Here is a 15271-nt window from a genome sequence, read left to right on the forward strand (position 1 = left end):
TTTGGGGAAGCTTTAAAAGAAAACGGAAATGGGAAATAGAAAGGGAAAGGGAAAAAATAAAAAGCCTCGCGATGATCAGGGAAACTATGCCGACCAAAACAGTCCGGTCAAAGCCAAAAAGCACCTGGGGCAGCACTTTTTAAAGGACGAGAACATCGCCCAAAAAATTTCGGAAACACTTTCATTCAAAGGCTACACCCATGTCCTGGAAATAGGTCCCGGCACCGGAGTACTCACAAAATATTTATTGCGAAAGGAAATTGATTTGGTCGCTATGGATCTGGATGCCGAATCCATCATTTACCTCAACCACAGTTTTCCCTTGGAACACCCCAAGGCATTGCAAGGCAACGGCTCCTTTAAGGTAGTGGAGGCCGATTTTCTAAACTACGACATGTCCACCCTTTTTGGTGCCGAACCCTTTGCCATCACCGGGAACTTCCCGTACAACATTTCCACACAGATCGTTTTTAAAATGCTGGAGATGCGGCACCAAGTACCGGAGTTTTCCGGCATGTTCCAAAAAGAAGTGGCCCAGCGTATCTGCGCTAGGGAAGGCAGTAAGACCTATGGGATATTATCCGTCCTGACGCAGGCGTTTTATGATGCAGAATACCTTTTTACAGTGCATCCACAAGTTTTTGACCCGCCACCAAAAGTGCAATCCGGAGTGTTGAACCTTACCCGAAAAAAGGAGTACGTTCTGGACTGCGATGAAAAATTATTGTTTACCGTTATTAAAACCGCCTTTAACCAGCGTAGGAAAACCATCCGTAACAGTTTAAAAACACTCGGACTCTCCGAAAATCTTAAAGAAGATGCTATATTTGACCAACGTCCGGAACAGCTTTCCGTTTCGGAATTCATTGCGTTGACAAAGAAGATAGCACATGACGCCATTTAAACTCACAGAGGAACTCATTGCCCAGATAGAGGAGCTCATCGAACACCAAAGGGATACGGAACTGAATTCCCTTTTGGAGGACGTGCATTATGCAGATGTTGCGGAAATTATCAATGAACTCAACGAGGACGAGGCCACCTACCTCATAAAACTCCTGGATAGCTACAAAACCTCCGATGTGCTTACGGAATTGGACGAAGACGTTCGGGAGGCTATTTTGAGCAATCTTTCCTCCAAGGAAATCGCCGAGGAACTATCGGAACTGGATACGGACGATGCCGCGGATATCATTGGGGAACTTCCGCAGGAAATGGTTCAAAAGGTAATTTCTGAAATAGCGGACCGGGAGCATGCGAAGGATATCGTTGACCTGCTTCGGTACGATGAATATTCCGCCGGGGGCCTTATGGCCAAGGAATTGGTAAAAGTAAGGGAAAACTGGAACGTACTCACCTGTGTAAAGGAAATGCGCGCCCAGGCCGAAAATGTGACCCGCGTACATTCAATTTATGTCGTGGACGAAGAAGACAAGCTCATTGGCAGGTTGTCGCTCAAGGACCTGTTGACCACTTCCACTAAAACACATATTAAAGATGTCTACATTCCCAAGGTAGACTCCGTCAACGTCAATGAAAAACCGGAAGAGGTTGCCAAGATCATGTCCAAATACGACTTGGAAGCCATCCCGGTTGTGGATGAGATTGGCAGGTTGGTGGGGCGTATCACCATTGATGACATCGTGGACGTAATCAGGGAAGAAGCGGATAGGGACTATCAAATGGCCGCAGGTATCTCGCAGGATGTAGAGGCAGATGATAGTATTCTGGACTTGACCAGGGCACGGTTGCCATGGCTGATTTTGGGCCTTATTGGCGGTATTGGAGCGTTTATGATTATGGGAGGCTTTGAGGAGGATTTCAAACAGGAGCAGTTCATTATTTTCTTTTTTACCCCATTGATTGCCGCCATGGCTGGGAACGTAGGGGTACAATCCAGTGCCATCATCGTACAAGGCCTTGCCAATGACGATTTAAAGGGAAGTATCAGCAACCGATTGATAAAGGAAATGTTGTTGGCCACCCTAAACGGTATTATACTGGCTATTTTACTATTTATATTTGTTTGGTCCTATGAAGGCAAGGTCAATATCTCCTTTGCGATTTCCATCTCCTTGATTGCGGTCATTATAGTTGCCGGACTGATCGGTACTTTTGTACCCTTGTTCCTGCATAAAAGAGGCATAGACCCCGCCATCGCTACGGGTCCCTTTATTACCACCAGCAATGATATTTTTGGCATCCTCATATATTTTATGATCGCCAAGCTCATTTTGGGGATTTGAACTTAATATCCGTTCAAAAATGAAAACCATCAATCTTCAGGAAAAACATAGCCGGTTCAACACGTATTGGCACCCACATCAAATAGCGGTCGTGGACGATATGCAAGTATTGCTTGCCAAATTAAAAGGTGAATTTGTATGGCATTCCCATGAACAGGAAGATGAATTGTTTCAGGTCATAAAAGGGACACTCTATATGCAGTTTAGGGACCGTACCGAGGTAGTAAGGGAAGGTGAAATCATTGTCGTACCAAAAGGAGTGGAGCATTGTCCAAAGACCAAAAACGATGAGGAAGTCCATATCCTGTTATTTGAAAAAATTTCCACGGCCCATACAGGCGATGTAATCCATGACCTAACCCAGACCACCTATCCAAAAATTTAAAAACCCTATGAAAGTACTCCATGTAGATAGAAACCATCCCTTGATTATTGAACAATTTAATGCAATGGGGTTTGTGAACGATGAGGACTATGTTTCTACAAAGGAAGCGATAGAAGAGAAAATTGGGGACTACGACGGACTCATCATCCGAAGCAGATTTACCATTGACGCCTCTTTTCTGGACAAGGCGAAGCACTTAAAATTCATTGGACGCTTGGGCGCCGGTTTGGAGAATATCGATACCCGGTATGCCAAGTCCTTGGGCATCTTTTTGGCCGCTGCGCCGGAAGGAAATAGAAACGCCGTTGGGGAACATGCCCTGGGCATGCTCCTGTCCCTCTTCAATAAATTGAACAAGGCCGATGCCGAAGTCAGGAACGGCAAATGGGACCGCGAAGGCAACCGAGGGGTAGAATTGGAAGGTAAGGTAGTAGGTATCGTAGGATACGGAAACATGGGAAAATCCTTTGCCAAAAAACTAAAGGGTTTTGATGTAGAGGAGGTTATCTGTTATGACATCATAGGTGGCGTAGAGGATGAATATGCCCGGCAAGTAGGCATCATGGAGTTACACCAGCGAACCGATGTCCTGAGCCTACATGTTCCCCAAACCGAGGCCACCATAGGTATGATCAATTCCGAATTTTTGAACAAGTTCCACAACGATATCTGGATCATCAACACGGCCAGGGGCAAATGCATTAAAACGGCCGATTTGGTCGGAGCGTTGAAATCGGGGAAAGTGTTGGGCGCTGGTTTGGACGTCCTTGAATATGAAAAAACCTCCTTTGAAAATATGTTTACCGGAGACGGACTTCCCGAGGCCTTTGAATATTTGACCCAAGCGGAAAATGTCATCCTCTCCCCCCATGTGGCCGGTTGGACGGTAGAGAGCAAAATTAAGTTGGCACAGACCGTGGTGGACAAAATCAAAAATAAATTTGTAGCTTAAGGGATTGATAGTCAAACTTAAACACCTTTAAAATGAACTTAGGCTCTTTTTCCGTAAGCCTTAGTGTCAAGGACATTAAGGCCTCCAAAGCGTTTTATGAAGCTTTGGGCTTCTCGGTTTTCCATGGCGATATTGAACAAAATTGGCTGATTCTAAAAAATGAAACCTCTACCATTGGACTCTTTCAAGGTATGTTTGAAAAGAATATCCTCACCTATAATCCCGGTTGGGATTCCAATGCCAATACCTTGAACAATTATACCGATATTCGTGACATCCAAAAGCAGCTAGAGGGCAAAGGCCTAAACCTTGTTAGAAAAGTGGAAGAAGGCACCTCGGGACCTGCCAGCGTTACGTTATTAGATCCAGATGGCAACCCCATTTTAATAGACCAACACGTTTGAGATGCAGTACAAGGCGGATTCACCAGAAGACTATATTTCCCAATTGCCCGAAGAAAGAAAGGCGGTAATTTTGGAAATTAGGAAAAACCTCCTGGAAAATCTACCGGAAGGTTTTGAGGAACAAATCAGCTATGGCATGTTGGGCTATGTAGTGCCGCATAGGCTGTATCCCGCCGGTTACCATGTAGATCCGAAACTTGCTCTCCCCTTTATAAATTTGGCGTCCCAAAAGAACTTTGTAGCCCTCTATCATTCCGGTCTGTACGCGGACCCCAGGTTGTTGGATTGGTTTAAAACGGAATATCCTAAACACAGTAAACGTAAATTGGATATGGGGAAAAGCTGTATTAGGTTCAAGAACTTGGACGACATTCCCTATGTACTAATTGGGAATCTAGCGCGCAAAATGAGCGTTCAGGACTGGATAGCCCTTTACGAGAATAAAACTGGAAAATAAGAAACGTATGAAAAACAGGGTAACTGGATTGGGGGGATTCTTTTTTAAGACATCAGATCCGGATAAAACCAAGGAATGGTACAGAAACCATTTAGGACTGAATACAGATCAATACGGTTGTACATTTTGGTGGAAGGACAAAGACGGAAACGACCGTACTACACAATGGAGTCCCATGAAAGAGGACACCCAATACTTTAAGCCCAGTACTTCCTCCTTCATGATGAACTTTAGAGTGGAAAACTTAATTGAACTTTTGGAAGTATTGAAAAAGGAGGGAGTTACAATTGTCGGGGAAGTGGAGGAATACGATTATGGTAAGTTTGGTTGGATTCTAGACCCAGATGGCAATAAATTGGAGCTTTGGGAACCTAATGATAAAGTTTTTTTGTGATATCGTTTTATTCTTTACTTTTAAATTATAATTAACCACCTAAAAATAATACCATGTCAGAAGAAAACAAAGATTTTGGCGATAAGGCAGAAGATGCTGCCAACGATTTCGCCAATGAAGCAAAAAAGACCGCAAATGAATTCACTGAAGGCTTAAAAAGTGCTACTGGTGGAAGTGAGAACAAAAAAGTATTGGCGGGTATTCTAGCAATTTTATTGGGTTCGCTTGGGGTACATAAGTTCATACTAGGCTATCAAAAGGAAGGATTCATCCTTTTAGGGGTTTCATTAGCTGCTTATGTTTTGTCATGCTTAGCCGTTGGGCTGTTGTTTGTTTGGATTCCGGGATTAGTCGGTTTGATTGAAGGGATTATCTATCTTACCAAATCAGACGAAGAGTTTTATAACACCTATCAGGTGGGTAAGAAACCTTGGTTCTAAAATTTAAAAGCCTTTATGAAAAAGGCTTTTTTTATTTTAATTTATTATCGTAATATTGCAATATATAAATATTACGATGGGAGTTACCAAATCACAGATTTTTACCAACAAGCAGAACGAACTGACCGTTATCTTTAAGGTGTTGGCTAATCCTGCACGGATCGCCATCCTCGAATATATAAGTAGGCAACAGGCTTGTATCTGCAACGATATTGTAGACGAAATAGGCTTAGCCCAACCTACCATTTCCCAGCATTTAAAAGAATTGAAGAGCATCGGTTTAATTTCTGGGGAAATTGAAGGGAAACGGGTATGCTATTGCATCAATCTGGAAAGATGGTCGGCCATTCAAGAACTATTGAACTCCTTTTTCAATAAGACGAAAACAAATTGCTGTTAACCAAAAAATTACAATATGAATATCCGTAATCTATCATACCCTTATGTCTCCTCGAGTAGTCTGTCCTGAGTACAGTCGAAGGGCAGTCGAGAGGTCATTAAACATAAAAGTCTTAAAATGAGGTCTCGACTGCGCTCGACCTGACATTTAAATTGCCTTTATGACAAATTACGGACAATAGGAATTACAATATGAAAACAAAAGAACTTTTGAACATCCTTGAGGGAAATCCTGGTAAAAACTTACTTTTTGAATATGCTCCCGGTCTATTGGTAGGTGCCAATTATCACATCACCGAAGTGAAAAATGTAACCATCGACTCCGTTGACTGTGGTGCCAACCCTGACTTTTGGAAGGAAACCATCATCCAACTCTATGAAAGTCCATTGGAAAAGGACAAACGGGAGTATATGAGTGCCTACAAAGCACTTTCCATTCTCAAAAAAGTGGACAAGATCAAGCCCATGAAAAGGGATGTAGAGGTCAAGTTTGAATACAGCAACCAAAGTTTTCATACCGCACAGTTATTCGTGAACGAATTTCAAATAGTGGGTGATAACCTCCTATTAAAATTGGGCGTGGAACAAACGGATTGCAAGGCCAAAGAGACCTGTGGTATCTCTGAAAAAGCCGCGGAAGCCGTTTCAGCCTGCGCGCCGGGAAGTGGCTGTTGTTAATCCATAAGGACTTTAAATGATTTCCATTAGGCCAATGGCCGCTACCGATTGGGAAAAGGTTGCCAAAATTTATGGGGAAGGCATTGCTACGGGCATGGCTACTTTTGAGACCCAGATTACCACTTACGAAAAATGGGACAGGTCGCACTTGAAAATTTGTCGGTTTGTGGGACTTTATGAGAACAATCTAGCTGGATGGGCCGCGTTGGCACCCGTCTCTAGCCGACATGTTTACAGGGGCGTAGCGGAGGTAAGCATATACATAGGTGAAAAGTACAGGGGGCTGGGCCTTGGGAAAGCACTTTTAAAACATTTGATTTTGGAAAGTGAAGCACAAGGATTTTGGACCTTGCAATCGGGGATTTTTCCATTGAACCAAACAAGTATAAAACTACACGAATCGGTAGGTTTCAGAAAAATCGGTGTCCGCGAGCGGGTTGGAAATTTGAACGGCGTTTGGATTGATAACGTACTTTTTGAAAGACGCAGTACGGTTATCGGCATAGATTAGAACCTTATTCTTGATTTTGTTGGGATTCGGCCAGCTTGCGTTCCAATTCCGCCTGAAATTCCTCCATGACCGGTTTTACGGTACTTTCGGGCAAATCGGCTATTTTAATGTACATGAGACCATCCACGGAATTATTGAAAAGTGGATCTACATTGAAAGCGACGACCTTGGCGTTCTGTTTGATGTATTTTTTGATAAGGACGGGCAAACGCAGGCTACCGGGTTCCACCTCATCGATCATCTTATCGAACTTATTTAAATCGGCCTGGGTTTCATCAAAGACAAACTCTTTATCGGCATCCTTAAGCTTTACCTTGAATTCCTTTTTGGGCCGAATGTATTGGGCCACATAAGGATCCCAATAATGCGACTTCATAAACTCGATCATCAAGCTCTTTGAAAAATTGGAGAATTGGTTGCTGATACTTACGCCCCCTATTAGGTATTTATGCTCCGGATGCCTTAAGGTCGTATGTACGATCCCTTTCCATAATAAGAACAGGGGCATGGGTTTCTGCTGGTATTCCTTGGTGATATAGGCCCTTCCCATTTCAATGGAATTCTTCATCATCCCATACAGTTCCGGCTCTACCCGGAACAGGTCCTGCAAATAGAACCCGTCGATGCCGTATTCCGGAAAAATTTCCGAACCCAGACCCATGCGGTAGGCACCCACAATGCATTTTTCCGCATCGTCCCATAAAAAAAGATGGTAATAATAGGAATCGAACTTGTCCAGGTCAATGGAATTATTGGTGCCCTCCCCTATCTCCCGAAAGGTAACCTCTCGCTGCCGTCCAATTTCCTTGAGGATAAAAGGCATATCCTTCTCCTTGGCTAGGAAAACCTCGTAGTTCTTACTTTGCAACAACCTGCAATCTTTTTCCCGAAGCTTTTCGATTTCGCCCTGCATCACCTCTTTTCGCATGGCGGAAGCAATCTTTTTGGGCGGTTTGGGGATTTTTAGGGAAGTGGGTATTTGGTCTATCAGCCGTTCCTTTTCGTAGGCGTTGGAGAGAATATAGGTCTTTCTTCGCAACAGATCTGCAAATTCAACCATGTCTTCCTGTTCCTTTTGGGTCTGTACCGTTATAGGCTGGCCGATCCTGATTTTTATGGGTCTGTTATGTTGTGAAAATACCTGTGAAGGAATCATAGCCGTTCTAAAAATATCGTTCAGTTTGGAAAGCCTATAAAAAAGCTTGCTATTTCTGGCATGAAAATAAATAGGGACTACCGGTACCTCCGCCTTTCTTATTAGCTTTAAGACAGCATCTTCCCAAGGTTTGTCCACGATCAATTTTCCATCGCGATACGTGGAAACTTCCCCTGCCGGAAATATCCCCAAGGGATGCCCATCCCTTAGATGTGTGAGTGTCCTTTTAAATCCGCTCACACTACTTTTGGCATCCTTATGCCCTTCGAACGGATTTACCGGAAGAATGTAAGGGTCCAATGGCACCATACGCTGTAACAGGAAGTTGGCCATGATCTTGAAATCCGGTCTTTTGGGAAGCAATAGGTTCATCAGCAGAACACCGTCAATAGCTCCCAAGGGATGGTTGCTAATGGTGATGAACGGGCCGTCTTTGGGCAATCGCCTAAAATCCTCTTCGGGAATTTCAAAATCGATTTCAAAATGGTCCAAAACGGCCTGGGTAAATTCCTTGCCCTCCAAGTGAGAAATACTATCGTAAAACCTATTGACACCGGATATGCGGGTGACTTTCATCAATACCCAACCTATAAAAGTTCCCAGAAAGCCGTACTTGGACAAGTTAACGGCCTTTGCCACTTCTTTTGAGGTCACTAAACCCATACCCTAAACAATTTCAGGGCATAAATATAGGAAAATGGTAGTGGAGGTCACTATTTTAAAGAAGGGAAAAAATAGCGCAGAAGGCTATTTCACCACTAATTGCACCGTTTCCTTACCCCGCTGTTCCAACAGAACTTCATGCCCATTGACCAAGGATTCGAGTGCTTGGGCGTTAAAATGCCGGATGGTGTAGAGCGAAACATCCTCATGGTGTACCACCTTGAACTTACTTTTTAATTGCTGTAAAAGATCTTGCAAACCACCAAATTTGTTATCTACACAAACTGAAAAACTTATAGCGGAATTTTGGATCAGGTCCACCTTGATCTTAAAGTCATGAAATAGCTTGAAAATCTCACTAATGTTGTTCTCCACCATGAAGGAAAAATCCAGTGAGGACAATTTCATAAGCACTTGGTTTTTCTTAACGATGAAGCAGGGAACTTTGGGTTCGATGCCCATGCCCTTGCCCACCGTAGTCCCGGGGTCCTTTGGGTTCAAAAATGATTTTACATGTAAGGGTATTTCCTTACGCTGTAACGGCTGCAGGGTCTTTGGATGTATGACCGATGCACCATAGAAGGCAAGTTCGATCGCCTCTCGATAGGATATATTGTTCAACAACTGCGTTTCCTTAAAATATCTAGGATCTGCGTTCAAAACACCGGGCACATCCTTCCAGATGGTCACGGAGTCTGCATTAAGGCAATAGGCGAGAATGGCAGCGGTATAATCCGACCCCTCCCTTCCCAAAGTGGTCGTAAAGTTGTTGTCGTCACTACCCAAAAAACCTTGGGTGATGTTCAGTACCTTCTTATCGATATCCGCTACATTGGCCTGGGTCCTTTCCCAGTTTACGGTAGTGTCCCTGTAACTGTTATCGGTCTTGATATAATTGCGCACGTCCAACCAGTTATTGGCGATACCGACTTTCTCCAAATAGGCACTGATAATGGTGGTAGAAATCAATTCTCCATATCCTACAATTTGGTCATAGACAAAATTGTAATTGGGGGATTTGTTCCAGACCAAAAATCCGTTGATCTCATCGATCAACACCTTAAAGTCCTTATAAATTTTATGTTGTTTGTTCTCAAACAGATCGTTTATGATGCCGTTGTGGTACTCCACAATGTCCGAGATTTTTGAGGGAATGTCCTTCTTGTTCTTAAAATAGGCATTTACCACCTCTTCCATGGCATTGGTGGTCTTTCCCATGGCGGAAACTACTAACAGCGTGTTTTCATAGCCTACTGTCTGCAATACGTTTACTACATTTTTTACCGCTTCCGCATCTTTCACGGAGGCACCTCCAAACTTAAATACTCTCATACACGAATTACGATTCTAAAATTTTAAATCTTCGCCAAATAGTTGGCTATCCCTTTTTCATCCAAGTGCACCACGTCCCAATCGCGTTTTACATCTGCACCTTTGCTTTTATAAAATTCAATAGCAGGTTCGTTCCAATCGAGCACCTCCCAACTTATCCTTTTTACACCCAATTTGTGGCCATACTTCACTACCTCGTTCAACAAAGCGGTCCCCAGACCACTTCCACGCATTTTCTCCGTGACGATGAGATCCTCCAAGTGGATGATGGGTCCCTTCCACGTAGAATATCTGGGGTAGACCAAGGCCATTCCAACGATATTCCCTTCCTGTTCGGCCACGAAACAGTGGAATAACTTATCATCTCCAAAGCCACTCCTTTCCAGATCGGCCACGGTAACCTCAACCGCATTTTCCTCTTTTTCGAATACGGCAAGCTCCCGGATCAATTCCAACACCTGTACCATATCCTCCCTTCGGGAAGCTCTGATATTATAATTCATTGTTACAAATAAAACACAAAGTTATAATTTTAAACAAAGAAGTGAAAACCAAACACAAGAGTTTCACAAAATAGGCGTTATTTGTAGTGAGATCAACCTTTATATCCTATGTCGGCCTTCAGAAAACAAACCTTAGGGGAATTTATCATTGAAAACCAGAAATCTTTCCAATATTCCTCCGGGGAACTATCCAAATTAATCAACGCCATTCGTTTGGCTGCCAAGGTGGTAAACCACGAAGTCAACAAGGCGGGGCTAGTGGATATAATCGGTACCGCGGGCGAGACCAATATCCAAGGGGAAAACCAACAGAAATTGGATGTTTTTGCCAATGAAAAGTTCATACAGACCTTAACCAATAGGGAAATTGTCTGTGGAATAGCATCCGAAGAAGAGGATAGTTTCATTTCTATAAACAGCAGTGATGAAAACCATCAGAATAAATATGTAGTGCTCATAGACCCTTTGGACGGTTCCTCCAATATAGATGTAAACGTATCCGTAGGTACTATCTTTTCCATTTACAGAAGAGTGACCCCGGTTGGTACCCCAGTCACCATTGAGGACTTTCTACAACCTGGCAACCAACAGGTTGCCGCGGGTTACGTTGTTTACGGAACCTCCACCATGATTGTCTACACAACTGGCGATGGTGTTAACGGTTTTACCCTCAACCCAGCTTTGGGAACCTTTTACCTATCGCACCCCAATATGAAATTTCCAGAAAACGGCAAGATTTATTCCGTGAACGAAGGGAACTACGTTCATTTTCATCAAGGTGTGAAGCACTTTATCAAATATTGCCAAATGGAGGAAGAAGACAGGCCCTACACATCAAGGTACATTGGGTCTTTGGTATCGGATTTTCATCGGAACATGATAAAGGGCGGCATTTATATGTACCCCAAAAGTAGCCTCACTGGAAACGGAAAATTGAGATTACTGTATGAATGCAATCCCATGGCCTTTATTGCAGAGCAGGCGAACGGAATCGCCATTGGTGGTAAAACGCGGATTCTGGACATTCAACCTACCGAACTGCACCAACGTGTTCCCTTTTTCTGCGGTAGCCGGAAAATGGTGGAAAAACTGCAGGAATTCCTGGATAAGTACCAGTAAACAACCTCGGGGCAAGCTCAGGAGATATTCTTCGAAAACGAACTTTTAATTTTGATGCCTGCCCGACTGGCGTTCAGGCGGGCAAGCCTCGGTGTATTATACCTTTTGGCGGTGCCAATAAAAAAGGGAGCGAATCGCTCCCCTTTCTGTTTCAAGTGCTTTGTAAATTATTTCTTGACCAAATAGAGGTAATCCTCAAAATCAAGTTTACCTCCAAAAATTGGAACGGAACGTTCTATAACTTTATCTGCCTTTTCCCCATTAAAACCTAGTCCAATAGCATATTTTTTAACCAGAATCTTTTCTTCCGGATCCATTTCATGATCAGAATAAATAATCCTGAACAAATCATAAAGTCGCTCCAAACGTTTCTCGGAATCAAGCGGCGCCTCAATAGGATACTTGTTCTCTTTTTTAAGGACTTCCTTATATTCGGACTGTGTGATATCCAGTTTGGTGGCAAATCGGTCCAATAAAAGCTTTTCCTCCGTACTTACCTCTCCATCAACAGAGGCAAGAGTAGCGAGGGCCGCAAAATGTGCCAAATTTCTTCTATGTTCTCCACTGGTATATAAATCTGCAATGGCCATAATCGTATTTTGTTTTATTGGGCAAATATAATTTTTTTACAGGTCATAGTTTATATCCCGTCCAACTTTGTTTCTACGCAAATTTGTAACTTCACGATGCTATGAAATGAGCCATAACAAGTCCTGATACCCACCGGGATGTCCCGATAGCTATCGGGATGGCGAAAACGAAGTTTCATGAATACCGCTGAAAAGCAAATAGTAAATAATGAACTAAATCAAAGATTCATGAACACCTTTTTAAAATACAATAAACAGCGATGTGAATAATTGCATCTGACCATTTAATACCATTAAATATAAACAGATGAAATCACCCCTTTTAAAATTTACCGATAAAGGTATCTATTGTGAAAAAGCGGACGTTTACCTAGATCCGTGGAAACCTGTTAAAAAGGCTATTATCACCCACGGCCATGCGGACCACAGTCGCTGGGGAAACGAACAGTATATCACGCATCCAAGGAACATTCCCATTATCTCACAAAGGTTGGGTGATATTAAGACCACAGGATTTGAATGGGGCGAAACCTTCACCGTTAACAACGTAAAATTTAGCCTGCATCCAGCGGGACATATCATTGGAGCTTCCCAAGTTAGGGTAGAACACAAAGGCGAGGTCTGGGTATTTACCGGGGATTACAAAACGGAGGACGATGGCATATCCACCCCGTATGAGCCTGTAAACTGCCATACGTTTATCACCGAATGTACCTTTGGTCTTCCTGCCTTTAAATGGTTGCCCCAAAAAGAGGTCCTAGCAGATATTAACAAATGGTGGCTGGAGAACAAAAAGGAAGGTAAGACCTCCATCCTATTTGGTTACAGTCTTGGAAAGGCACAGCGATTGTTAAAGTATTTGGATACAGAGATTGGCACAATTTTCACCCATGGGGCCATAGAGAATATGACGGAAGTCCTAAGGCCGATGGTCTCTTTCCCTCCCACCAAATTGGTCACTAAAGAAACAACCAAAAAAGAACTTTTGGGAAACATCGTTTTGGCCCCTCCCAGTGCCCATGGCAGCCCTTGGATCAGGAAGATGGTGCCCTATGTAACGGCATCGGCAAGTGGTTGGATGACCTTTCGGGGAGCTAGACGCAGACGAGCCATCGACAAAGGTTTTGTCCTTAGCGATCATTGCGATTGGCAAGGCTTACTTTCCAGTATTGAAGCTACAGGCGCAGAAAAAGTCATTTGTACTCATGGCTATAGCGATATTTTTTCCCGATACCTTAGGGAACAAGGATACGATGCACGCACCGAAGCCACTCAATATGAAGGCGAACAGGGCGAGATGGAAACCTCTAAATCGGTATCTGAATCATGAAACGATTTGCGCAAATTATTAAGACGCTGGACAGCACTAACAAGACTACCGTTAAGGTTGATGCCCTCACCCAATACTTTTTGAAGGCAGGTGACACCGATAAAGTCTGGACCATCGCCATCCTATCGCACCGCAGGCCTCCCAGACCCGTGAACACGACACTTTTAAGGGAATGGGCATCGGAACTTGCGAACATCCCTTTATGGCTTTTTGAGGAGAGCTACCACATTGTTGGCGACCTGGCCGAAACCATCTCCTTGGTGGTCCCTTCATCAAAAGCGTCCACAGGGAAGACCCTGACCCAATTCTTGGAGGAGATGATAGCGCTCAAAAAGAAATCGGACTACGAAAAAAAGCAGTATCTTTTTGACAATTGGAAGGTTCTGGATTACTATGAACGGTTCGTTTTCACCAAATTGATAACAGGCGGTTTCCGCATTGGGGTGAGTCAGAAATTGATGACAAGGGCACTCTCCAAGGCCACTGAAATTGACGAGGACATTCTCGCCTATAAGTTAATGGGGAATTGGGACCCCAATACAATTTCCTTTCAACAGCTGGTCTTGGAGGAGCACAAAACCGACTACCTATCCAAACCCTATCCCTTTTATTTGGCCTATGCGCTAGAAGAAGTCCCGGAAAGTTTGGGCGATGTTAACGAATGGTCCATGGAACACAAATGGGACGGTATACGTTCACAGGTCATCCTAAGAAATGATGAAATCTTTGTCTGGAGCCGGGGCGAGGAACTGGTTACAGACAAGTACCCGGAATTTGAACAGTATATCGGTTTTATTCCCAATGGAACGGTCATCGATGGCGAAATATTACCCTACCCAAAAGGACAAATAGGGACCTTTAACGACTTGCAAAAACGAATCGGGAGGAAATCGGTTTCAAAATCCCTCCTCACAAAAGTTCCCGTCATTCTTAAAGCATATGATTTATTGGAATGGCAGGGAACGGATATCCGGCAGAAACCTTTTTCCGAACGCAGACAATTGTTGGAAGCTCTGTTTGAAACCGTGGCTACGACTACGCTCAGCCACCAGAAATCAAAAACTACAGAGCAAAGTGAAAGTGGGGGCACTCAACGAAATCGAAGTGATTTGCCCCTACAACTCTCGGAAACCATGCAGTTTGATTCCTGGCAGGAGGTGGCCAAAGAAAGGGACCGGTCTAGAGAAAAGCATAGTGAAGGTTTGATGCTGAAAAGAAAGGATTCGCCCTATTTGGTAGGCCGAAAAAAAGGAGATTGGTGGAAATGGAAGGTGGACCCCTTGACCATTGATGCGGTGCTCACCTATGCCATGCGGGGGCACGGGCGTAGAAGCAATATGTTTACCGATTACACTTTCGCGCTGTGGGACGAAAATGAGAACGGGGAACGGGAATTGGTCACGTTTGCGAAAGCGTACTCCGGACTCACCGATGCCGAATTTAGGAAGTTGGATGCATGGATAAAGAAAAACACCTTGGAGCGTTTTGGTCCGGTTCGAAGTGTTACCCCGTATCACGTATTTGAAATTGCCTTTGAAGGCATTGCCCTTTCCAACAGGCACAAAAGTGGCGTCGCTACCCGTTTTCCCAGGATGTTACGATGGCGACAGGATAAAAGTATCCATGAGGCGAATAGTTTGGACGAACTCAAAAACCTAATCCCTAATTCCGAGAATTCGGGATGATTGCACAGAAAGTAAAAATCAACAATC

Annotated in this window: 18 protein-coding genes; 14 read left to right on the forward strand and 4 right to left on the reverse strand. The window is 43.7% G+C overall.

All coding sequences use genetic code 11. The features are described from left to right. The first annotated feature begins 28 nt into the window (after window positions 1–28). The 11 genes from rsmA to FEK29_RS08020 all read left to right on the forward strand — a co-directional run bounded on the left by rsmA (window position 29) and on the right by FEK29_RS08020 (window position 6866). Window positions 29–904, forward strand: coding sequence for a 16S rRNA (adenine(1518)-N(6)/adenine(1519)-N(6))-dimethyltransferase RsmA (gene rsmA, locus FEK29_RS07970; protein WP_138257893.1), 876 nt, complete (start codon window positions 29–31; stop codon window positions 902–904). Next, the gene (gene mgtE / locus FEK29_RS07975) at window positions 891–2246 is read left to right on the forward strand and encodes a magnesium transporter (RefSeq protein WP_138257894.1); all 1356 of its coding nucleotides are present in this window, start codon (window positions 891–893) and stop codon (window positions 2244–2246) included. The genes rsmA and mgtE overlap by 14 nt, the downstream gene beginning before the upstream one ends. Window positions 2247–2265: 19 nt before the next feature. Next, complete coding sequence (locus FEK29_RS07980) at window positions 2266–2631, forward strand: cupin domain-containing protein (RefSeq protein WP_138257895.1); 366 nt, start codon at window positions 2266–2268, stop codon at window positions 2629–2631. A gap of 7 nt (window positions 2632–2638) precedes the next feature. Beyond that, entirely contained in the window at window positions 2639–3583 is a 945-nt protein-coding gene (locus FEK29_RS07985) for a 2-hydroxyacid dehydrogenase (protein ID WP_138257896.1), read from the forward strand. 32 nt (window positions 3584–3615) lie between these two features. Continuing rightward, window positions 3616–3987, forward strand: a complete 372-nt coding sequence (locus FEK29_RS07990; protein WP_138257897.1) for a VOC family protein — start codon at window positions 3616–3618, stop codon at window positions 3985–3987. Between the two features lies 1 nt (window position 3988). Further along, a complete protein-coding gene (locus FEK29_RS07995; protein WP_138257898.1) occupies window positions 3989–4444 on the forward strand; it encodes a DUF1801 domain-containing protein in 456 nt (151 codons plus the stop codon). A gap of 7 nt (window positions 4445–4451) precedes the next feature. Continuing rightward, window positions 4452–4838, forward strand: coding sequence for a VOC family protein (locus FEK29_RS08000; RefSeq protein WP_138257899.1), 387 nt, complete (start codon window positions 4452–4454; stop codon window positions 4836–4838). A 53-nt stretch (window positions 4839–4891) separates the two neighbouring features. Further along, window positions 4892–5278 (forward strand): TM2 domain-containing protein, encoded by a 387-nt coding sequence (locus FEK29_RS08005; protein ID WP_138257900.1) that lies wholly within the window; start codon window positions 4892–4894, stop codon window positions 5276–5278. A gap of 76 nt (window positions 5279–5354) precedes the next feature. Beyond that, window positions 5355–5678, forward strand: a complete 324-nt coding sequence (locus tag FEK29_RS08010; RefSeq protein WP_138257901.1) for an ArsR/SmtB family transcription factor — start codon at window positions 5355–5357, stop codon at window positions 5676–5678. A gap of 191 nt (window positions 5679–5869) precedes the next feature. Next, a complete protein-coding gene (locus FEK29_RS08015) occupies window positions 5870–6355 on the forward strand; it encodes a DUF6428 family protein (protein ID WP_138257902.1) in 486 nt (161 codons plus the stop codon). 16 nt (window positions 6356–6371) lie between these two features. Continuing rightward, window positions 6372–6866 carry a GNAT family N-acetyltransferase gene (locus FEK29_RS08020; protein ID WP_138257903.1) on the forward strand — a complete coding sequence of 165 codons (495 nt, stop codon included), beginning with the start codon at window positions 6372–6374 and terminating at the stop codon, window positions 6864–6866. Between the two features lie 4 nt (window positions 6867–6870). On the opposite strand, the gene FEK29_RS08025 is transcribed toward FEK29_RS08020, so the two are convergent. The 3 genes from FEK29_RS08025 to FEK29_RS08035 all read right to left on the reverse strand — a co-directional run bounded on the left by FEK29_RS08025 (window position 6871) and on the right by FEK29_RS08035 (window position 10520). After that, window positions 6871–8685 carry a GNAT family N-acyltransferase gene (locus tag FEK29_RS08025; protein WP_138257904.1) on the reverse strand — a complete coding sequence of 605 codons (1815 nt, stop codon included), beginning with the start codon at window positions 8683–8685 and terminating at the stop codon, window positions 6871–6873. A gap of 84 nt (window positions 8686–8769) precedes the next feature. After that, the gene (locus FEK29_RS08030; RefSeq protein WP_138257905.1) at window positions 8770–10017 is read right to left on the reverse strand and encodes an aspartate kinase; all 1248 of its coding nucleotides are present in this window, start codon (window positions 10015–10017) and stop codon (window positions 8770–8772) included. A 23-nt stretch (window positions 10018–10040) separates the two neighbouring features. After that, window positions 10041–10520: a GNAT family N-acetyltransferase gene (locus tag FEK29_RS08035; RefSeq protein ID WP_138257906.1), complete on the reverse strand. Its 480-nt coding sequence runs from the start codon at window positions 10518–10520 to the stop codon at window positions 10041–10043. Between the two features lie 108 nt (window positions 10521–10628). On the opposite strand from FEK29_RS08035, the gene fbp reads away from it, so the two are divergent. Further along, window positions 10629–11639 carry a class 1 fructose-bisphosphatase gene (gene fbp, locus FEK29_RS08040; RefSeq protein WP_138257907.1) on the forward strand — a complete coding sequence of 337 codons (1011 nt, stop codon included), beginning with the start codon at window positions 10629–10631 and terminating at the stop codon, window positions 11637–11639. Between the two features lie 167 nt (window positions 11640–11806). On the opposite strand, the gene FEK29_RS08045 is transcribed toward fbp, so the two are convergent. Then, window positions 11807–12229 (reverse strand): tellurite resistance TerB family protein, encoded by a 423-nt coding sequence (locus FEK29_RS08045; RefSeq protein ID WP_138257908.1) that lies wholly within the window; start codon window positions 12227–12229, stop codon window positions 11807–11809. A gap of 307 nt (window positions 12230–12536) precedes the next feature. Here FEK29_RS08045 and FEK29_RS08050 point away from each other — a divergent pair, with 307 nt between their 5' ends. Next, entirely contained in the window at window positions 12537–13559 is a 1023-nt protein-coding gene (locus FEK29_RS08050) for a ligase-associated DNA damage response exonuclease (RefSeq protein ID WP_138257909.1), read from the forward strand. Beyond that, a complete protein-coding gene (locus FEK29_RS08055) occupies window positions 13556–15244 on the forward strand; it encodes an ATP-dependent DNA ligase (protein WP_138257910.1) in 1689 nt (562 codons plus the stop codon). The genes FEK29_RS08050 and FEK29_RS08055 overlap by 4 nt, the downstream gene beginning before the upstream one ends. Window positions 15245–15271 lie beyond the last annotated feature (27 nt).

The sequence above is a fragment of the Maribacter aurantiacus genome (genome assembly GCF_005780245.1).
Lineage (GTDB): Bacteria > Bacteroidota > Bacteroidia > Flavobacteriales > Flavobacteriaceae > Maribacter > Maribacter flavus.